Origin of the sequence: Mycobacterium sp. (assembly GCF_050700595.1) — a bacterium.
Classification (GTDB): Bacteria; Actinomycetota; Actinomycetes; order Mycobacteriales; family Mycobacteriaceae; genus Mycobacterium.
Genome location: NZ_JBOHHI010000010.1, coordinates 19,248 through 39,915 on the forward strand (window position 1 = coordinate 19,248; position 20,668 = coordinate 39,915).

The following is a 20,668-nucleotide window of genomic DNA, read 5'->3' on the forward strand; positions in this document are numbered from 1 at the left end:
TGTGCACAGTGTAGGTAAGACGCCATACGGTCGTAGGCGCGGCGAACGTGGTCGAAGGGTTGCGAATGAGGGTTCCGGGTGTGACCACCGTTGTCGGTGGTATCACCGGCGGAGCAGTGCAGGTGCTGCGAGCCGGGGTGAACGGTGCGGCCGGCGCTGCGGGTGCGGTGCAGATGTTGGTCGGCCCGGTGGCCGAGTCGGTGGGTCAATCAACCGGCCGATTCCTGGGTGCGAGCAATTCCCATGACGGCGCTGCGCCGCCGCTGCGTTGGCACAGCGGGCGGCGGGTGCACCTGGACCTCGACCCGCTGCTGCCCTTCTCCCGCTGGCATGAGCATGCAACGGCGGTGGAAGAGCCGGTCCGCAAGGTGCCCGGCGTGGCCACCGCCCACGTCGAGGGGCCATTGGGCCGGCTGGTGGTCGAACTCGAGGATGGCGCAGACAGCGACGTCGTCGTGCAAGCGGTCCGTGAAGCAGCCACCGTTGCGGTGAGCGACCTGGTGTCGACGAGCCCGGAGTCGGCAGCCCGGACAGCGCCGTTCGCCGACCCCGGCAACCCATTGGCGGTCCTGGTGCCGTTGACCGCGGCGGCGATGGACGTCGTGGCGATCGGCGCCGCCGTCACCGGCTGGGTCGGCCGGCTGCCCGTCGCACCGCGCGCCGCCCGGGGTGCAGCCGCCGTCATCAGTCATCAACCGCGCATAGTGTCGCTGCTGGAATCCCGGCTCGGCCGGGTGGGCACCGACCTTGCGCTCGCCGCATCGACGGCGGTGGCCAACGGGCTGACCCAGGCGGTGGGCACACCAATGGTCGATCTGGCACAACGCGGCCTGCAGATCTCCGAGGCGGCGGCTCACCGTCGCCGGTGGCGGGACCGGGAACCGCAGCTGGCTTCGCCTAAACGGCCACAGGCTGCGGTGGTCCCGGTCATTTCGTCAGCCGGGGCCAAGTCACACACCCCGCGGCATAACTGGGCGGCCGCAGCAGCGGGTGAGGCGTCGCACGTCGTGGTCGATGGAGCCATCGACTCCGCCATCGACACCGCGAAGGGATCGATGTCCGGGCCGATTGAGAGTTACGCCGATCAAGCTGCGAACGGTTCGTTGGTCGCCGCGGCAGGTGCGTTGCTGGCCGGTGGCGGTGCCGACGAGGCCGCCGGCGCGATTTTGGCCGGGGTGCCCAAAGCGGCGCATCTGGGCCGACAGGCGTTCGCGGCGGTGCTGGGCCGCGGGCTCGCCGATGCCGGGCAATTGGTCCTGGACCCGGGGGCGTTGCGTCGGTTGGATCGGGTGCGGGTGGTCGTCATCGACGGAGCGGCGCTGCGCGGTGACGCCCGCGCAGTGTTGCAGGCGCGCGGAGACGCGCCCGGCTGGGACGAGGACCGGGTCTACGAGGTCGCCGACGCGCTGCTGCACGGCGAGGAAGCGCCCGAACCCGACCCCGACGAGTTGCCGGCCACCGGAGCGCGTCTGCACTGGATTCGGGCGGAGCCGTCGGCCGCGCCCGCGCAGGGTCTTGAACGCGCCGATCTGGTGGTCGACGGCGAAATTGTGGGCCGGGTCAAGGTCGGCTGGGAGGTCGATCCCTTCGCGGTCCCACTGCTGCAAACCGCGCACCGGACCGGAGCCCGAGTAGTCCTGCGGCATGTGGCCGGTACCCAGGATCTGACCGCCAGCGCTGCCGTCAGTCATCCGTCCGGCACGCCGCTGCTGAAGTTGGTCCGCGAGCTGCGGGCAGACCGCGGACCGGTATTGCTGATCACCACACTCCACCGCGACTTCGCATCAACCGACACGCTCGCGGCACTGGCCATCGCCGACGTCGCGGTGGCCCTGGACGACCCCCAGGGGGCGGCACCGTGGACCGCGGACATCATCACCGGCACCGATCTGGCCGCAGCCGTCCGGATTCTTTCGGCGCTACCGGTGGCCAAGCGGACCAGTGAATCGTCGGTACGCCTGGCTCAGGGCGGCACCACTCTGGCCGGGCTGCTACTGGTCACCGGTGACTCCCGAGCCCCTGCAAGCCCATTCGCCCTGCGACGCTGGCTCAACCCGGTCAACGCGGCCGGCGCGGCAGCCCTGGTATCGGGAGCCCTCTCAGCCGGCAAGGTACTGCGACAACCGGATCCCACCCCGCAACCACTGACCGCCTGGCACGCCCTGGACCCGGAGATCGTCTACTCGCGGCTGACCAGCCGGGCGCGACCGTTGGCCGTCGAGGTCGGTACTGCAACATGGCGACGCGCCCTGGAGGACCTGTCCTACAGCCCATTCCTGGCGCCATTCCGGGACCCGGCCAGTCGGGCGGGGCGGCTGCTCGCCGCGACGCGCGCCGAACTCGCCGATCCGCTGACCCCGATCCTGGCGGTGGGAGCCGCGGCATCGGCGATTGTCGGCAGCAACATCGACGCGCTGCTGGTCGCTGGTGTGATGACCGCCAACGCGATAGTCGGCGGGGCGCAACGGTTACGGGCCGAGGCGGCGGTCGCCGAGTTGTTCGCCGAACAGGACCAAGTTGCGCGCCGCGTCGTTCTCCCGGCAGTAGCGACGACACGACGCCGGTTGGATGCGGGCCGGCACGCCCAACGCACGGTCACGGTCGCCGCGAAATCACTGCGTCCGGGCGACATCATCGAGCTGGCCGCTCCCGAGGTGGTGCCGGCTGACGCACGGCTGTTGGTAGCCGAGGATCTCGAGGTCGACGAGTCCCTCCTCACCGGTGAATCGCTGCCGGTGGACAAACAGGTGGATCCCGTCGCCGTCGCCGATGCCGACCGGGCCAGCATGTTGTTCGAGGGCAGCACGATCGTTGCCGGGCATGCTCGGGCGATCGTGGTCGCCACCGGTGCCGGCACCGCTGCGCACCGCGCGATCTCGGCGGTCGCCGACGTCGAAACAGCCGCCGGAGTGCAGGCACGACTGCGCGAGTTGACCGGCAAGGTCCTTCCGCTGACGCTCGCAGGTGGAGCCGCGGTCACCGGTTTAGCCTTGCTACATCGTGGGCCGCTGCGGCAAGCGGTCGCCGACGGCGTCGCCATTGCGGTGGCCGCTGTGCCGGAGGGCTTGCCGTTGGTGGCCACCCTCGCCCAGCTTGCCGCCGCCCAGCGTCTCTCGCGATGTGGAGTGCTGGTCCGCACGCCACGCGCCGTCGAGGCGCTGGGCCGGGTTGAGACCGTCTGTTTCGACAAGACGGGCACGCTCACCGAGAACCGCTTGCGCGTGGTGTGCGGCGTGCCGCACGCGACCGGCCCGCAAGGTCCATTCCCCGACATCGCCGATCCAAGCGCCGCGGAAGTGCTGCGGGCCGCCGCATGGGCGTGCACCCAGCCCCGAGACGGGCAGGGACATGCTCACGCCACCGACGAGGCGATCCTCATCACGGCAAATTCGCTTACCGGCCAAAGCGATTCGACGTGGACCGTCCTAGCGGAGGTGCCGTTCGAGTCCAGTCGTGGCTACTCTGCCGCGATAGGCACATTGAGCACGGACCCGAATACGCCGATGCTGATGTTGAAGGGAGCGCCCGAGAAGGTCCTGCCGCGCTGCCGGTTCACCGATCCGGACGCCGACCACAACCAGACAGAGTCGTTGGTGTACAGCCTCGCCGAGCAAGGTTTGCGCGTGTTGGCGGTGGCACAGCGGCGTTGGGAACACGAGACCGCCGACGATGAGGACACCGACGCCGATGCCGTCGACGACGCCGCGTACGACCTCGAGTTGATCGGCTTTGTCGGGTTGGCCGACACGCCACGCTCCTCGGCGCGGCCGTTGATTGAAGCGTTGCGGGATGCCAAGCGCAGAGTAGTGCTGATCACCGGCGATCACCCGGTGACCGCACGAGCGATCGCCCGCCAATTGGGCCTGCCGCCGGATGCGCGCGAGGTAACCGGCGCCGAACTCGCCGCGCTCGACGAAGAGGAATTCACCAAACTCGCCGCCGACGTCCACGTCTTCGCCCGGGTCAGCCCGGAACAGAAGGTACAGATCGTGGCGGCGCTGCAGCGCAGTGGGCAGGTGACTGCGATGGTGGGCGACGGCGCCAACGACGCCGCGGCAATCCGGATGGCCGACGTGGGAATCGGGGTGAGCGGCCGCGGTTCCTCGGCCGCCCGCGGAGCCGCCGACATCGTGTTGACCGAGGACGATCTGGGCGTGCTGCTCGACGCGTTGGTCGAGGGCCGCGGTATGTGGGCCGGTGTGCGTGATGCGGTCACCATTCTCGTCGGCGGCAACGTGGGCGAGGTGCTCTTCACCATCATCGGGACCGCGCTCGGTACCGGGCGGGCGCCGGTCGGGACCCGTCAACTGCTGCTGGTGAACCTGCTCACCGACATGTTCCCGGCGCTTGCGGTTGCCGTCACGCCCCAATACCCGCAACCGGAGGAGACCGCGGATGGGCTCGACCCGGAGGCTGAAGAAACGGAATGGGCGCACCAACGCGCAATATTGACCGAGCCGACGCCTTCACTCGACACACCATTGATGCGGCAGATCGTCACCCGCGGCGCGGTCACGGCCGCCGGCGCAACCGCGGCCTGGGCAATCGGACGCTGGACGCCGGGCACCGAAAGACGCACCGCAACAATGGGATTGACTGCTCTGGTGGCCACACAGCTGGCTCAAACCCTGCTGACTCGGCGGCACAGCCCGCTGGTCCTGGCGACCTCGCTGGGCAGCGCCGCGGTCTTGGTCGGCATCGTCCAAACCCCCGGCGTCAGTCAGTTCTTCGGCTGCACCCCGTTGGGGCCGGTCGCCTGGACCGGTGTCATCGGGGCCACGACCGGAGCCACCGCCGTCTCGGTGCTCGCGCCCAACTGGCTGGCCAAAACGGTCGGTATCGCACAATCAGATCGGTAGTTCTTTCCGGATCACCTTGCCGGCGGGATTGCGGGGAAGGCTGCTGACGATGCGGATGTCTCTCGGCTGCTCGAAACGAGAAACCTTGTCGTGCAAGTACTCCCGCAATGCGGTCTCGTCGACGTCACTGTCAGGCGTCAGGACGACGAACGCGACCAGTCGGTGGCCGAACCGCTCGTCGGGAACTCCGATAACCGCATTGTCGGCGACGCCGGGGTGCTCAGCAAGTGCGTTTTCCACCGCGCGCGGATAGACGTTCTCTCCCCCGGAGATGATCATGTCGTCCTCGCGGCCGACGATGTATAGCCGACCCCTTTCGTCGAGATAGCCCATGTCGCCGGTGCTGGTCATATTGTCGACGACGACCTTGGCGCCGCCGCCGGTGTAGCCTTCGGACGCCAGTTCGCCGCCGACGAAGATGCGCCCGGTGATGCCCGGACCGACGGGCTTGTCGTTCCTGTCGAGAATACGGACCGGGCAGCCGGCGACCGGCTTGCCGACGGTTTCGGGCGCATCTCTGAGGTCGGCCGGCGTCGCGAGGGCGCCGATGCCGGCCTCAGTGGAGCCGTAGCCGTTGTAGAGGATGTCACCGTAGGTGTCCATGAACCGTCGGCCCAGGCCGGGATCGAGGCGATCACCGCTGGACATCACCACCCGCAATGACGGCACCGGGTGTCGTGCCCGCACGGTGTGCGGTAGATCGAGGATGCGTGCCAGCACGACCGGCACGGCGGTGAACGCGTCGGCGCGGTGCCGTGATGCCTGCGCCAGCGTTGCTTCGGCGTCGAACTGCCGATGGGTCAGTACCGTGCCGCCCAGCCCCACGGCCAGCATCAGCATGCCCAGCCCCAGCCCGTGAAACATCGGCATCGCCACCGAGACTCGCGATCCGGTGCGCAGCCGGGTGCGATCGAGAATGGTCACCCAGACGCCCACCGCCGAACCCATACGCGGCGCACGGGGCACGCCTTTGGGTTTGCCGGTGGTGCCCGACGTGAGCAGAACGATCCGGCCGGCGGCCGCCACTTCGGGTCGCCGGTCACCGCCGTATGCCGTGACCGTCGCGGGATCGACGACTGTCACCGATCCGTCGGCGGCGTGCACCTGCTCAACGAATTCCTTATCAGAGATCATCGTTTCGATGTCATGTGCGTTCAGCGCGGCGGCCAGCGCGTCGGTACGAAAATCCGTATTGACCAGCACGACGTCGGCGCCGACCAGGGCCGCGGCGAATACCCCCTCGACAAAGCCGCGTCCATTGCGGCACAAGATTCCGACCGCCTGCCCGGGCTCGACGCCTTGGCGGGTGAGGTGACGGGCGACTGCTTCGGTCGCCGACCGCAACTCGCGGTAGCGCAGGGCGCCGTCGTCGTCGATGATCGCCTCCCGGTTGGGCCATCGCGCCGCCGCGACCGCCAGCAGGGTGTAGGGATTGGTGCCACCCCGGCGCACCTCACGAAGCAGCCGGACCATGGCAGCCGGGCCGGGTGGACCGACCAGTCCGGACCGCAGCAGCGCGCGGGCCGCAGTGCCGATCACACTCTGGGTCGTCATCGCCGACCTTCACCGGAACCGGTGAAGAACCGGCGATACCACAGCCGTGCCGCCCAATCCGCGGGACCGGCGAGTAGCACCGAGCAGAGTTCGACGGGTCCCACCCACGGGGGCGCGATAACGCGGGGCCGTTCGATGATGGCTTTTGCGATGACGTCGGCGGCCTCGTCGGCAGACAGCCCCGGCAATTTCGTCAGGATGGGCGTCGGCGCGATCATCCGGGTACGGACCAGCGCGAAATACACCGACGTGACGTCGACCCCGTCGGCGTGTAATTCCGGTGAGACGCTGCGCAACCAGCGGTCGAACGCGCCCTTGGACGCCTGATAGGCACCCCATTGCGGGCCCGGCGGAACGCGCACACCCACGCTGGAGACGTTCACGATGTGCCCGTGGCCGCGCTCACGCATCGCCGGCAGGACCCCCAGCAATAGCCAGATCGGTCCCAGATAGTTGATGTCGATAGTCCGTTCAAAATCATGCGGACGGTCGTACTGGTGATCCAACGACCGGCGCAGCGACTTGCCAGCGTTGCTCACCACGATATCCACCGCGCCGTATTCATCGGTGATCTGTTTCGTGAGCGCGCTGACCGCTGCTTCGTCGGTCAGGTCGGTCGGGTAGGCAACCGCTTGCCCGCCGCCCGCGGTGATCGAGGCAACCAGGTCGTGCAGCCGATCCGCCGAGCGGGCGACAACCAGGACGGTGGCCCCCACCGCGGCCAGCTTGCGGGCGGTGGCCTCGCCGACGCCGTAGGACGCGCCGGTCACCAGGACGGTCAGGCCCGATACGGTGCGACGCAGTTTGTCCGGATCCGAGATCCGCGCCGGGTTAGCGAGGATGCCGATTGCCTTCGCTGCCAGATTCATCGGACTGCTCCCCCGTCTGCGTTCACCCCCTGCCTTCGTCCAGTTTGACGGTGGGCAGTTGATCACGCACGGGTAATCGCGCTTCCGGCGCGGTCCGAGGCGGTCGCTGGCGGGCGGTCAGAAGACCAATTGGCGGGGCAAGGCTGCCGCCGACGGGCGCCGGTACGCGTCGACATAGGACGCGCCGGACGCGGGCGGCCGGAGGCGGTCGTTCATCGTCGTCGTCCCGATGTAACGTTCGAAGATTCGCCAGCCACTACCATGGCGGCGCAAGCGATCGGTCATGGCGCAGTACACCCAGATCGCGGGCAGATCCTCGGGGGTCTCCTGCACCTGGCCGGTGACCACGCTGGACGGAGTCTCCGCGGAATAGCGGACCAGCAGGTTGTGATAGCGCACGACCACGCCCTCGCCGTCGTCATCGGCATCGACGATCGGGTTGGTCGCGATCCGGCTGACCCCAGGGCCACTGTAGGGCTGGGCCTGCTGGAAGAAGCGTCGCATTTCGGTCTGGCCGTGAGTGATGCCCTGGGTGTGGAATGTGGTGCTGTCCGGCAGGAATGCCTCGACCATCGCGTCGATATCCCCGGCGTCGAACAACAGGTTGACCCGGTTGATGAAGTCAATCGCGCTGGTGCGGTCCGCGGAATCGACAGAGCTATCCAGAACTATCGGGGGCAAGCTGGGCATGGACTACACCTCCCGGTTGATCGCGGTGTTCTTCGTGGGCGAGCGCAAGGATCAGATTCGTTAACCTTTTGTTCACCTTGTCGCCAGGAGCAGTTTACCCGGCTGCTGGCCGCTTGGCTAACTGCGTCGACTTGCGATTCGGCTATTTCGGTAAAGCTGCAGGTTGCAGGCTTGATCCTGCGTGTTAGCGGCCGCGGCGTTGCTCGAGGAACCGGTGCACCGCAGCGGCGACTTCGTTCGGACAGTCCTCCTGCACGAAGTGCTTGCCGGGCAATAGGGTCACGTCCGTCGACCCCGTGGCCAGCTGTGCCTGCACTCCCTGCCGGCGCCAGCTGAGCATTCGGTCCCGTGCGCCCCAGACGACCTGGATCGGGTACGGCGTGTCGTGCAGCGCGGTCAGGTAACGGTGCTGGGCTTCCGATGTCAGTTCGAAACCCCGCATGATCTTCAGAAATGCCCGCCCGCCGTCGTCACCGAACAACAGCGGCTTCCAGCAAGAGATTTCGGCAATCGGCACCTGCCGCCCGACGCCGACCAATCGCATGATCGCCTCGAACGCGCCCGGAATCCGCATCGATTGCAGCCACGCCTCGCCGAGGCCCCGATGCGCGGATGGCTTCATGGGCCATGGCCGACGGAAGGTTTCGACCGCAATGATCGTGTTGAGCAGAGTCATCGACAGCACCCGGTCCGCTACGGCGTAGGCCACCTCGAAGCCGACGGGCCCGCCGATGTCGTGCAGCACCAGGTCGAAGCGGTCCAGCTCGAGCGCGTTGATCGCCGACAGCAGCCATCGGCCCAGGCCGCTCCAGCTGTAGTCGGCGTCGGCGGGACGCTCAGCCAGCCCGAGCCTGGGTAGGTCGATCGCGATGCCGCGCACACCGTGTCGCGCCAGCGCGGGTATGACTTTGCGGTACAGATACGCCGACGCCGGCACCCCGTGCACGCAGACCACCGGCGGCGCGTCCGGTGGCCCGTCGTCGAGCACGAACGACCGGATTCCGTCCGCGGTGAAGACTCGTCCCGAGGCCCGATACTCGTCGAGCAGCCGCGTCACCTCACTCATGCTGAGAGTCTGACAGAGGCTCGTAGGCTCGGCGCTATGACCGATTTGAACATCACCTTGCCGCCCGCGTTGCGCCGCGCGCTGGATCTGCTCGCCGATCCGCCGGCCGAACCGGACGTCAGCAGGGGCTATCTCGACCTGCTCGGCGGCGGGCCGGACGCTGCGGTGCCCCGGAACACCGGCGCAATCCAGGCGGTGTGGGCCTCGCCGCTCGGGTCGATGCTCTACGACAACGCGCAAGCGGTGGCGCGCAGGCTGCTCGCGGCATGGCAGCATCCCGTTGAGTGGCTCAATATCCCGCCGGGCGGCGTCGCGCTGGACGTCGGCTCCGGTCCCGGGACGGTCACCGCGTCACTGGCCCGCGCCGCCGGACCGGGCGGGCTGGCGCTGGGCGTCGACATCTCCGAACCGATGCTGGCGCGGGCGGTCCGCGCCGAATCCGGCCCGCGGGTCGGCTTCATTCGGGCGGATGCACAACGGCTTCCGCTGCGCGACGACACGGTCGATGCCGCGGTCTCGATCGCCGTGTTGCAGCTGATACCGGACCCGGTGGCAGCACTGTCGGAGATCGCCCGGGTGCTGCGACCGGGGGGACGGCTCGCGGTGATGGTGCCGACCGCCGGGCGGGCCGCCAGGTTGTGGCGGATGCTGCCCGGCACCGGAGCTTACGCGTTCGGCGAAGACGAAATCGGCGACATCCTGGAAGAGCACGGCTTCGCCCATGTGCGCACCAAAAACATCAGCACGTTCCAGTGGGTGCGCGGTCAGCGCTGACGACAGGTCACGTCTTCGTCGCGGCGCGTTCGAGGTCGATGAGCTGCTCGCCGCGCCGTTCGTCGTCGTAGGCTTTGCGGCCACCGCGCAGACCGAACAACCGTTTCGAGATCAGCAGGTAGACCACCGCGGCGACATTGATGGTGAACGTCAGCGCCCGGGTGAGGGTGATGCCCTTGGTCAGGTCGTGTATTTCCAACGGCAGGAAAATCGAGGTGGCCACCACCGCGAAGTACTCGCCCCACCTGGCCAGCAACCATAGCCCGACACCTTCGACCAGTTCCAGTGTCGCGTACGCAGCCAATACGAGCGTCAGCAGCGCCAGCGTGGACGGCTTGGCGGCCAACGCCTTTTCCAGCTCTTGTACGGCGGTCATCTGATCGACCTTGAAACCGCTGGCGCGTAATAGCGGTAGGTCACGGTCGAGGGTGGCCTGGATCGATCCCTGCGCGCCGCGAAACTTCCACACCGCCCACGCGGCGAGGCCGAGCAGGAGCGCCCGGATCCAGCGTTCCACCCCCAGGGCGCGCACGATGATGGCCTGGCGTAAGGCTTTTCCGCGCAACACCATCGGTGCGTCATCCGGGCGTCCGTGTCCTTTCGGCGCCCCGAGGGTGAACTCACCGCAACGCAGGCAGCGCCAGACTTCGCCCAGCCCGGTGGTGCCGCTGAGCCGGTCAGCGAGCGCGGCGTCGTCGGGTGCGTACGTGATGTGCCCTTTGTGCGCGCAGGTGTGCAGCTCCCACCGATTGCCCCGCTGATGTTCGTGCATGGCTGCGCTCCTTCGATGCACATCTCGCTGCGGCGATGACCAAACCGGAGGTACGTAACTCGCGGGAGAACATCGGTTTCCACCTGACCATCACCGGGCCTGGTTGTGCGAGCGTGCGCGCCGGGCACGGCGAAATCGTTAGGCTTCCGCAACGTGCCGGTGAATGGGCTCTTGGCGCTATGCTGCGCACGTGTCGATAGACGGTGTTCCAGCGGCGCCTCCTACTTTCTTGCCGGATGTCGCGACACGATGAGCGGTCAGTTGACCGTCAGGCCGGCGTCGGGGAAACCCGCTCTCTTGTTGGGCGCCTTTGACCTAGCCAGCGTGGGCTACGGTGCCGAGGAATTCTTCATTTCCGGGACAGCCTCGTCTTACACTTCCGCAGCTGAGCTGAGCCGGGACGGCCGGTGGAGCGTCACCCGGTCAGGTGCGGCCGATTTCACCACCCGGCTGGTGGTGCTCGCTCCGGTGGATCGGACCCAGTTCAATGGGACGGTTCTCGTCGAGTGGCTCAACGTAAGTGGCGGCATCGATGCCCCGGCCGTGTGGATGATGGCGCATCGCGAAATGGTCCGCGCTGGTTACGCTTACGTCGCGGTGTCGGCTCAACACGTGGGTGTCGAGGGTGGGGTCAACCTCATGGGCCTCGACATGTCGGTGAAAAGCCAGGATCCGGCACGCTATGCCGAGCTGCACCACCCGGGTGACGCCTACTCCTACGACATCTTTTCTCAGGCCGGCCAAATCGTCAGGGATGGGCAGCGCCGTGGCATTTTGGGTGACCTGCTCCCCGAACGCGTGGTCGCTCTTGGCGAGTCGCAATCGGCGCTGTTTCTGACGACCTATATCAACGCGATCGATCCGCTCGCCCAAATCTACGACGGCTTTTTGGTGCATTCACGATTCGCGCCCGCCGCCCCACTGGGCGGCGGCTCGATATTCGAGGTGCTGCAGACCAGCACACCCCCAGCGGTCACATTTCGCCCCGACCTCCGCGTGCCACTCGTCACGATCATCACCGAAACAGACCTCGCCTACGGACCGCGGCAGGGCTATCACACCGCGAGACAGCCTGACAACCAACGACTTCGGGTCTGGGAGATTGCCGGCACGGCACATGCCGATAACTACACGATTCAAGTGGCACCGATCGACAGCGGTTCCGCGCCACTGACCGACATCGTGGCGGCCTACACGCCGACAAACATGCTGATGGGGCAGCAATTGGACCATTGCATCAACTTCGCGCCGCAACACCACTACGTGCTGCAGGCGGCCCTGTCGCAGCTCTGCCACTGGGTCCGGACGGGCCAGCCACCACCCAGTGCCGTACCCATTGAGCTAACCGATGCTGAGCCACCTCAGCCCATTCTGGATGCCAACGGCCTTGCGCGGGGCGGCGTCAGGACGCCGTGGGTGGACGTGCCGATTGCGTGGACATCCGGTGTCGGCAGCGAGGAGAGCACCATGTCCACGATCTTCGGCTCTGGCGAACTATTCGATGCTGCCACCATTCGCCGGCGCTACCCGGGCGGCGCTGCGGACTATTTGGAACGCTTCACCGCTACGCTCGACTCGGCGATTCAATCGGGTTTCATCTTGGCCGCCGATCGCGAGGAAATCCTCCAGCTCGCCGCCGCCACGTTCCCCGGGGCCGACGAGCGTCGGTGAGCCATTACCCATGGGTGGTGGCTCGGCTGCGTCTGTTTACGTAAGTTTCGGCTGCGCGCCGGATGAAGTTTTCGGTGGGCGCCGGATGCCAGCCGAGTTCACGAGTGGCTTTACTGTGACTCACCGGCGACGTCAATGCCAGGAGCCGGGCGCTCTGCCTGCTGATCGGGATGTCGCGGTGCAACAGCAATCCGACAGCGTCCGACAGATGAGCGAACAGGTAAACCAGCGCCATCGGGATGCCAAGTCGCGGTGGGCGCGCACCAACGGCCTCTGCGGCGATGGTCACCAATTCACGCTGGGTCATATAACGCTCGGAAATGATGTAGCGCTCGCCGATGCGTCCCCGCTGAGCCGCCTGTAGGAGCGCGTCGGCGACGTCGTCGATACCGACCACTTCAGCGCCAACACCGCGGACATAGAACGGCAGTTTTCCCAGCGCCGCGAACCGTACGAACATCCCTTGGCGCGGCTGCCAATCGGGCGGCCCATAAGGATTGGACACATTGGCCACCACGGCAGGCAGCCCGCGGTCCGCGACATAGGAGAGCACCAATTTCTCCGCCTCGCGTCGCGACTCGATGTAGCTGCCGGCCTGATCGGACCAGTTGAAGGGCGTATCCTCATCAACGACCTCGCCGTCCCTCCCGACTGCGATGGTGCCGATGGTGCTCAAAAAGACAAACCGCTGCAGGTTCGCGTTTGCCGCCACCTCGAGTACGTTGCGAAGGCCGTTCACGTTGGTGTGGAACAGGGGAGCGGGATCTCGCAGCTCGGCCCTGGTGTCGACGACGCAGTAGTACACAACGTCGCGATCCGACATGGCGGCAGCGACATTCGCCGTGTCAAAGATGTCGCCGTAATACCGCTCGACATCAAGCCCTTCGATTCCTTGTGTGGAACTCGATCGTCGTAGCAAGACGCGGACATCGGCGTCCTGGGACACAAGGTGTCGGGTAACGCACGCCCCTACGTTGCCGCTCGCGCCCATCACGAGAGCCCGCTGTCCGGCCGCGGTTGGTTGGTCACCGTCGGTTGCCATATCGTCCAATCCTCACCGAGAGCATTTACGGTGATACCGACGGGAAGTTACAACCTGGCCTGCCTCTGCGAGGCAACTCGGGTTGAGATAGCAGGGCGTTACCCTGGCTTCGTGAGCAGTAATCAAGTGCCCGGTGGGGTGGTGCACAAGCTGCCCGCAGACCTGCGCGACGCCCTAGTCACCAATTCCACCGCACTCGCTGCCTGGAAGGACATTACGCCCTTGGCGCGCAACGAGTTCATCTGCTGGGTCGAGGATGCCAAGCAAGAGACGACCCGGAAGCGCCGGATTCGCCGGACCGGGGAGGAGCTGGAAGAAGGCCAGCGCCGCCCGTGCTGCTGGCCGGGGTGCAAGCACCGCGAACGCAATGGCAGATAAGCGGTTTGATTACTGACCGCTGCGGATGGTTGGGCGGTACGGTGCGAGGCGCTCTCGCCGGATGTCTACATGTACGTATTGCGATTCATGCATGCTTTGTGTTAGCCTCAAGGCCATGACTGGTACCGAACACAACACCCATTCTCACCCTGAACACACCCACGGCCCCGACTGCGGCCACGAAGCAATCCAGCACGACGACCACGTGGACTACCTGCATGATGGCCACCGGCACGCTGAGCACGGCGATCATTACGACGAGCACTGACCGTTGTTTGTACATCGGATCGATGCGGCCTACGCCAGGTTGACCAACTGATCAAGAGTCGTGATCGTATCGCCACACCTCATCAACAACGGCAGTTGCGATGCCCAGTGTGTGCATGCTACGTCTTCGTGAGCTCGGCGTATCGCGCGATGTGTTGGTCGGTGGTGCCGAACTCGTACTGAATTGCGGTGAGCCGCTTGAAGTAGTGGCCTATCGCCAGCTCCTCGGTCATCCCCATCCCGCCGTGCAGCTGCACGGCTTGCTGGCCGATGAAGCGTGCCGCACGGCCGATGGTGGCCTTGGCAACCGATACCGCACGAGCGCGGGTCACCTCATCGTCGGCCTCGAGATTGAGGATCGCGAGATAGACCGCGGCAACGGACTGTTCGAGGTCCATGTACATGTCGACCATGCGGTGTTGCAGGACCTGAAAACGGCCTATCGGCTGCCCGAACTGCTGGCGTTGTTTGCAGTATTCGACGGTGTCCGCCAATACTTTTCGCATGCAGCCAACCGCCTCGGAACAGATCGCGGCAGCACCCTCGTCCCGCGCCTGGGCCAAGGATGGCCACGCCCGGCCCTGTTCGCCGAGCAGTGCCCCCGAGGGAAGCCGCAGATCGTTGAACGCGATGTCGGCCGCGCGCCGGTCGTCAATGGTTCGATACGGGTGAGCCTCGATGCCGGCCGAGTCACTATCGGTGAGGAACAACGAGATTGCGTCTACGCCCGGTGTGCGTGCGGAGACCAGCAGATGCGTTGCCTGCGGTGCACCCACGACCATGATCTTCGATCCGTTCAATACCCAGCCGTCACCGTCAGGTCGCGCGACTGTCGACACGTCTTGCCAACGATCGGCCGAATCTGGCTCCGCGGCGGCCAATGCGACAACCGCAGTGCCGGCGATGATCCCCTTCAGCACAGCTACCGCCGCCGAGCCGCCGGCGCGACGCAGAAGCCCACCGGCAACGACGACCGTGTCGATGTAGGGTTCGATCACCAGTGCGTGACCAAGCGCCTCGGTGATAACCATGAGCTCAACCGCGCCGCCACCGATTCCGCCGACATCTTCGGACAGGGTGGCGCCCAGAATACCCAACTCGGTCGCAAAGGCGCGCCAGATATCCGGTTGCCAACCGGCACCGGTCTTGGCGGCCGCGCGGCTCGTTTCGAGGTGGTATCTCGCGGCGAGAAACTTCGTGATCCCGTCACGGAGCAGTTGCTGCTCGTTGGTCAGATTGAAGTCCATCTACAGTCCCAGTGCCGCCTTGGCGAGAATGTTTCGCTGAATTTCGTTGCTGCCGGCGTATATCGAGCCGGCCCGGTCGTTGAAGTACCGCAGCGCCGCGACCGCCTGCCACGGCTCACCGGACAGGTATCCGTCGACCGGCGGCTCGAACTCGGCGATCGGACCGCCAGGCATAGTTGCGTGCGGCTGATAGACGCGGCCGTGCGGTCCGGCCGCCTCCAACGCGAGTTCGGTGAGTGCCTGACTGAGTTCGGTACCCAAGATCTTGAGCATCGACGACGCCGCACCGGGGTTGCGGCCCTCCGCCACCGCGGCGAGCACTCGGTATTCGAGAATCTCCAACACCTCGGCACGGAGCCGCGCATCAGCCAGTTTGTGCGCAAAGACTTGGTCGTCAGCCAGGCGTCCGTGGCCCGGCCCAGGTTGACCCTCTGCCGCTTCGCCAATCGCCTCGGCCCTCACCTGCAGGGCCGGCGCTACCGCACCACCGCCGCGCTCGAACTCCAACAGGTACTTCGCAACCGCCCAACCGCTATCGATTTCACCGATGACGTTGGCTTTGGGCACCCGCACCTCGTCGAAGAACACCTGGTTCTGGATCTGTTCGCCCGAAGTCATCACCAGTGGCCGAATCGCTATCCCCGGCGAGGCCATGTCGATCAGCACGAACGTGATGCCCTGCTGCTTCTTCTCCTTGCGGGAGGTGCGCACCAGGGCGAACATCCAGTTCGCCTCGGCGGCGTGGGTGGTCCAGATCTTGCTGCCAGTGCAGACCAGATCGTCACCGTCGACCGCGGCGGCCATCGACAGCGCCGCCAGATCCGACCCGGCCTCGGGCTCGGAGTATCCCTGGCAGAAGAAAACCTCGCCGGTCAGTATCCGGGGCAGGAAGTAGTCTTTTTGCGCATCGGTTCCGTACGCGATGATCGCGTGCGCGACCATCCGAATCCCCGTCGGCGACAACGCCGGCGCACCGGCCAGCGTCGTCTCGCGATTGAAGATGTAGTGCTGCGTGAGGCTCCAGTCGCAGCCGCCGTACTCGACCGGCCAGGCGGGCGCCGCCCAGCCCCGTTCGTGCAGAATCGCTTGCCACGCCATGCTCGCGTCGTGGTCGGCGTACACGCTGGTCATCAACCGCCCGGCGCGCCGCAGATTGGGGGTCAGCTTCTGGTCAAGAAAAGCCCGGACCTCATCTTGGAATGCACGGTCAGCCTCTGACCATCGCAGATCCATAGATCTCCCCTGCCGTGCCGGCCGATGCGCGTAGTTCCCCCCGAGCCTATCGCGGTGGCGCGAGATCCTGATCCAGACATCGTGGTAGCGCATGTCGGGCATCACCGGGTAACGCGGGTGTCTGCGAACCGGCGAAGCGTATCGGCGTGTATCGCTACGGTGTCCGCGCGTTAGTGTGCATTGGTCGGCCTCACCGAACAAGCCGATAGAACAGTTGAGCACATTCATGATCGCAGCAGCAGATGCGTCGACGATCGAATCGCGGGTCGGCCACTACTACCAGATGGATCGCACTTACCTGGTCGGCCGCGAGAAGCTACGCGAGTACGCCCGTGCAGTGCAGGACTATCACCCCGCACACTGGGATGTCGCCGCCGCCGCGGAGCTGGGCTATCCGGATCTGGTGGCGCCGCTGACATTCACGTCGACCCCGGGCATGGCCTGCAACCGCCGCATGTTCGAATCGGTGGTCGTCGGTTACCACACCTATGTGCAGACCGAAGAAGTCTTCGAGCAGCACCGCCCGATCGTCGCCGGCGACGAGTTGCAGATAGACGTCGAACTGACGTCAGTGCGACGGATCGCCGGCAGAGACCTGATCGCCGTGACCAACACCCTCACCGACACCGCCGGCGAACGAGTGCACACCCTGCACACCACCGTCGTCGGCGTCACCGCCGAGGACGTCGATCCGGCGATCACGGCAGCCGCACAGAACGCGATGATGCACGACGTGAACATCGCCGAAATCGGTAAATCCGATGCCGCCTACGAGAAGACGGTGCGCCCCGAAGGCGAAGTGCGGATCGCCGAGGGCGGCACCACCCGCACGCCAGGGACGCCGTCCTTCGATGACGTCAAGGTCGGCGACCAGCTACCAGTGCACCACGCCCGACTGTCCCGCGGTGACCTGGTGAACTATGCCGGCGTGGCCGGCGACGCCAATCCGATTCATTGGGACGAGAACCTGGCCAAGCTGGCCGGGCTGCCGGATGTGATCGCCCACGGGATGCTCACCATGGGTCTGGGTGCCGGATTCGCCTCCGCATGGTCGGGCGACCCCGGCGCGGTAACCCGCTACGCGGTGCGGCTGTCCCAGCCCGCGATCGTGTCGGCCGCCGAGGGCGCAGACATCGAGTTCAGCGGCCGGATCAAGTCGCTGGACCCGGCAACCCGCTCCGGTGTCGTCATCGTCGCGGCGAAGTCCGCTGGCCGGAAGATCTTCGGCCTGGCGACGCTGAACATCCGCTTCCGCTGACCTGGCGGCCCGGGTCGCGGAGGCGGTGTCTGCATTGTCTTCTGTCGAGTTGCAGAGATGATTGACAGGAATCGGCGGGCTACTTGACGAAGGTTCGGCGTGCTGCGAGGGCTTGTCAATCTTCACTGCATGGCCACCCAGTTATGACTCGTCCTCCAGCTCGAATATCGGGATGGTGCGCGTGGTTTTTGACTGGTAGTTCGCGTACGCGAACGCAGGCGTGGTCGCGTTGATTCTGGGAATGACCGCCTCACGTTCAGACGGGTCGAGCTCGCGCGCGACCACATCGAAGGAGCCGGTGGCGACCTCAACGTGCGCCCGCGGATTGGCCCGCAGGTTGTGCACCCACGCCGGGTTGACGTCGGCCCCGCCGTAACCGGCGACGATCAGCAACTTGCCGTCGATGCGAAACACCACCAGCGGCGCGACCCGCGGCTCGCCGGACTTCGCGCCCGTCGTAGTGAGTAGCAACAGCTCATTGCCTTCGAATCGCCCCCCGACCTTGCCAGCATTGGCGCGAAACTCGTCGGTGATATTGCCGTTCAGCGCCTTTAGGGTCTCGGGATCGGGTTTCTGAATCACTACAAACACAGCTACTTGGTCACGCCGTCTATTCCCAATTGGCGGCAATTGTTTTGGCGGTCTTCCCGGCGGTCGGGGGAAGACTAACCCGTCGTACGCACTGAGAGTCACCTCATGGACGGCCTCTGACGACAAACCCGTCGCCACCTCGACGGTCTAGCTGGTAAGCGAGAGCCGCCTGATCCACGGTGCTCGCGTAGCAATCGGAAGGGTCTACTGCGCGGGCGCGCGCACCAACAGTTCGGTTCACCTCGCCATGTTTGCGAAGCGCGACAGGTGTAGCTGATGTGCAACAGTGACCGTCTTGGTTGGGCCGTTGCGGTGCTTGGCCAGAATCAGGTCGGCCTCGCCGCCGCGTGGGTCGTCGCGCTCGAAGGCATCGGGGCGGTGTAGCAGGATGACCATGTCGCTATCCTGCTCAAGGCTGTTATGAACGCTGATGCCGTTGGCCACGAAATTGTGTGTGTCACTGACGGTTCCGTCGTAGACGTCCAGCTCCCCCAGGCTCGTAATCTCCACGATTTGATCCCAGAACACATCGTTTGTGGCCAGCGCGTGAATCTCCCGGTCCTCAAGCAACGCCGCGGCGCGGTGCAGCCTGGGCCGACTCGGCGCATGCTTCCACATCGTGGATCCGCAGAACTGCGTACCCATGGCGGCAGCGAACTGTCGGTGCGTCATTTGTCTGCTGATCAGCGATGCTTTCACCTGCGTCCACACCTCTTTTGGCACGGTATCGAGGTTGGTATTGCGGACGATGGGCTCTAGGTGGGCAAGTACTTCCTGTGCTGCAACGGCTTTCACACCGTGCACGCCGATATGGCGGAGGAACTTCGTCTGATTTTCCGCACCGTAGATGTACAGATGCCATGAGTCACGATATCCGGTCTTGAGCACCCGCTTGATTCGAGCGAACACCCCGAGCCGAACCAGCAGCGCTGCCACGTCATCGACCAAGCGGCGGCTCGTCGACGCGTAATAGATACGCGCCTGACCGACTTTAGCGTCCCAGCGCACCGAACCGTCCGTCGACCACAAGTGCCGCAGAAACAACGCGGCCTGATCGTTCGGCAGCGCGAAAACTTGCTGCGGTACGAACTTTTCATGGCTGCGCAATCCGAATAGGCCCAGCTTATCCAGCCATGCAGCGATCGGATTACGTCGGCCACGCGCCAAGCGGTAGGGAGCCGGCAATCGCAGTGTCGTCACCCGCGCAGCCGGATACTCGTCCCGGACCGCCGTCACGCCGAAGTGCACGGCCGAAATCGTCACCGCAGCCAGGTTGGCTTCATCCACCGAGGCATACCGGATCGGCTGATTCTTCACGCATGATCCGTCGCCGATCATATGCGCGAGCAGGACTACCTCTGAATCGGCCATCCGCTGCGTGTCAACCGGCTCAGGAACCCTGCGTGGTACTGCCAGTCGGTCGCCAACCTTCAACTGCTCCAACGGTGTCCAGCCATCGAGCGTCATAAACGGATGGTTGTCGGTGGCCTCGACTTGCCGCCCCGAGGCCAGCTGCAGCCGGAAGACCTCCTTGCGGCCACTCGGAAACACGTTCGTCATCGGCCGCGCCACCATCCGCAGCTGCTCATCCAGCGACCACACCAGCGGGCGCTCACCGGTCCGCATCAGCTCACCGAATGCCACCTCGGCGCCGGTGTCGGCCCGCAGTATGCGTGTCGAAGCGGTCAGGCAGCCTGATTCCCTCAGGTCGGCCAGCATCGGCTTCTTGTCGGTGCGCTGCTCGGGGCCGCGGTTCAGCTGACTGATCGCGATCACCGGTACGTCGAGTTCTTTCGCCAAAAGCTTTAAGTTACGCGAGAATTCGGAGACCTCCACCTGCCGTGACTCGAACTTCTTGCCCGAAGTCATCAGCTGCAGATAGTCCACGACAATCAGCTTCAGGTCGGCCTTTTGCCGCAGCCGGCGCGCCTTGGCCCGGATCTCCATCATGGTCAGGTTCGGCGAGTCGTCGATGTAGAGCGGCGCGTCGGCGACCTCGCCCATCCGACGGGCGAGGCGGGCCCAGTCGTCGTCGCTCATGTGACCCGAGCGCATGTGGTGCAGCGGCACCTTCGCCTCCGCCGACAAGAGCCGCATGGTGATCTCGGACTTGCTCATCTCCAGGGAGAAGATCACCGACGCCATGCCGTTGCGGATCGAACAGGACCGCGCGATGTCGAGCCCGATCGTCGACTTTCCCGATGCCGGCCGTCCCGCGACGATCACCATCTGGGACGGATGCAGGCCGTTGGTGATCTGGTCGAGCTCGGCGAATCCGGTCGGCACGCCCAGGCTGGCACCGCCACGCGTCGCGATCGCGTCGATCTCATCCATCGTGCCCTGGAGCAGCTGCTCGAGCCGGATGTAATCCTCGCTGGTACGCCGCTCGGTGACGTC

16 protein-coding genes are annotated in these 20,668 nt (G+C 65.7%); 6 read left to right on the forward strand and 10 right to left on the reverse strand.

Features of this window, described 5'->3' with window-relative positions; genetic code table 11:
• Positions 1-65: 65 nt before the first annotated feature.
• Positions 66-4,859, forward strand: coding sequence for a cation-translocating P-type ATPase (locus ACRDTL_RS00595; protein ID WP_431504786.1), 4,794 nt, complete (start codon positions 66-68; stop codon positions 4,857-4,859).
• Here ACRDTL_RS00595 and ACRDTL_RS00600 read toward each other — a convergent pair.
• The 4 genes from ACRDTL_RS00600 to ACRDTL_RS00615 form a co-directional block, all read right to left on the reverse strand.
• Positions 4,848-6,413 (reverse strand): AMP-binding protein, encoded by a 1,566-nt coding sequence (locus tag ACRDTL_RS00600; protein WP_431504787.1) that lies wholly within the window; start codon positions 6,411-6,413, stop codon positions 4,848-4,850. The two genes, ACRDTL_RS00595 and ACRDTL_RS00600, sit on opposite strands and share 12 nt — an antisense overlap.
• The gene (locus ACRDTL_RS00605; protein WP_431504788.1) at positions 6,410-7,282 is read right to left on the reverse strand and encodes an SDR family NAD(P)-dependent oxidoreductase; all 873 of its coding nucleotides are present in this window, start codon (positions 7,280-7,282) and stop codon (positions 6,410-6,412) included. The genes ACRDTL_RS00600 and ACRDTL_RS00605 overlap by 4 nt, the downstream gene beginning before the upstream one ends.
• A 117-nt stretch (positions 7,283-7,399) precedes the next feature.
• Positions 7,400-7,972, reverse strand: a complete 573-nt coding sequence (locus ACRDTL_RS00610; protein WP_431504789.1) for a nuclear transport factor 2 family protein — start codon at positions 7,970-7,972, stop codon at positions 7,400-7,402.
• Between the two features lie 184 nt (positions 7,973-8,156).
• Entirely contained in the window at positions 8,157-9,038 is an 882-nt protein-coding gene (locus ACRDTL_RS00615) for an alpha/beta fold hydrolase (protein WP_431504790.1), read from the reverse strand.
• 36 nt (positions 9,039-9,074) lie between these two features.
• Here ACRDTL_RS00615 and ACRDTL_RS00620 point away from each other — a divergent pair, with 36 nt between their 5' ends.
• Positions 9,075-9,812, forward strand: a complete 738-nt coding sequence (locus ACRDTL_RS00620; protein WP_431504791.1) for a class I SAM-dependent methyltransferase — start codon at positions 9,075-9,077, stop codon at positions 9,810-9,812.
• 7 nt (positions 9,813-9,819) lie between these two features.
• On the opposite strand, the gene ACRDTL_RS00625 is transcribed toward ACRDTL_RS00620, so the two are convergent.
• A complete protein-coding gene (locus ACRDTL_RS00625) occupies positions 9,820-10,584 on the reverse strand; it encodes a DUF2127 domain-containing protein (RefSeq protein WP_431504792.1) in 765 nt (254 codons plus the stop codon).
• Positions 10,585-10,833: 249 nt separating this feature from the next.
• Between ACRDTL_RS00625 and ACRDTL_RS00630 the strand changes: the two genes are divergently transcribed.
• Positions 10,834-12,255 carry an alpha/beta hydrolase domain-containing protein gene (locus tag ACRDTL_RS00630; RefSeq protein ID WP_431504793.1) on the forward strand — a complete coding sequence of 474 codons (1,422 nt, stop codon included), beginning with the start codon at positions 10,834-10,836 and terminating at the stop codon, positions 12,253-12,255.
• A 4-nt stretch (positions 12,256-12,259) separates the two neighbouring features.
• Here ACRDTL_RS00630 and ACRDTL_RS00635 read toward each other — a convergent pair whose 3' ends face one another.
• Positions 12,260-13,246: an NAD-dependent epimerase/dehydratase family protein gene (locus tag ACRDTL_RS00635; RefSeq protein ID WP_431504794.1), complete on the reverse strand. Its 987-nt coding sequence runs from the start codon at positions 13,244-13,246 to the stop codon at positions 12,260-12,262.
• 162 nt (positions 13,247-13,408) lie between these two features.
• On the opposite strand from ACRDTL_RS00635, the gene ACRDTL_RS00640 reads away from it, so the two are divergent.
• Positions 13,409-13,675, forward strand: a complete 267-nt coding sequence (locus ACRDTL_RS00640) for a YdeI/OmpD-associated family protein (protein ID WP_431504795.1) — start codon at positions 13,409-13,411, stop codon at positions 13,673-13,675.
• Between the two features lie 115 nt (positions 13,676-13,790).
• Entirely contained in the window at positions 13,791-13,943 is a 153-nt protein-coding gene (locus ACRDTL_RS00645) for a zinc transporter permease (protein ID WP_431504796.1), read from the forward strand.
• 118 nt (positions 13,944-14,061) lie between these two features.
• Here ACRDTL_RS00645 and ACRDTL_RS00650 read toward each other — a convergent pair whose 3' ends face one another.
• Complete coding sequence (locus ACRDTL_RS00650; RefSeq protein ID WP_431504797.1) at positions 14,062-15,189, reverse strand: acyl-CoA dehydrogenase family protein; 1,128 nt, start codon at positions 15,187-15,189, stop codon at positions 14,062-14,064.
• On the reverse strand, positions 15,190-16,422 hold the full coding sequence (locus ACRDTL_RS00655) for an acyl-CoA dehydrogenase family protein (protein WP_431504798.1): 1,233 nt from the start codon (positions 16,420-16,422) through the stop codon (positions 15,190-15,192).
• 226 nt (positions 16,423-16,648) lie between these two features.
• Here ACRDTL_RS00655 and ACRDTL_RS00660 point away from each other — a divergent pair, with 226 nt between their 5' ends.
• Positions 16,649-17,680: a fused (3R)-hydroxyacyl-ACP dehydratase subunits HadA/HadB gene (locus ACRDTL_RS00660; RefSeq protein ID WP_431504799.1), complete on the forward strand. Its 1,032-nt coding sequence runs from the start codon at positions 16,649-16,651 to the stop codon at positions 17,678-17,680.
• Positions 17,681-17,821: 141 nt separating this feature from the next.
• Here ACRDTL_RS00660 and ACRDTL_RS00665 read toward each other — a convergent pair whose 3' ends face one another.
• Positions 17,822-18,262 (reverse strand): nitroreductase family deazaflavin-dependent oxidoreductase, encoded by a 441-nt coding sequence (locus tag ACRDTL_RS00665; protein WP_431504800.1) that lies wholly within the window; start codon positions 18,260-18,262, stop codon positions 17,822-17,824.
• A 246-nt stretch (positions 18,263-18,508) separates the two neighbouring features.
• On the reverse strand, positions 18,509-20,668 hold a 2,160-nt coding region (locus ACRDTL_RS00670; protein ID WP_431504801.1), incomplete at its 5' end, for a replicative DNA helicase.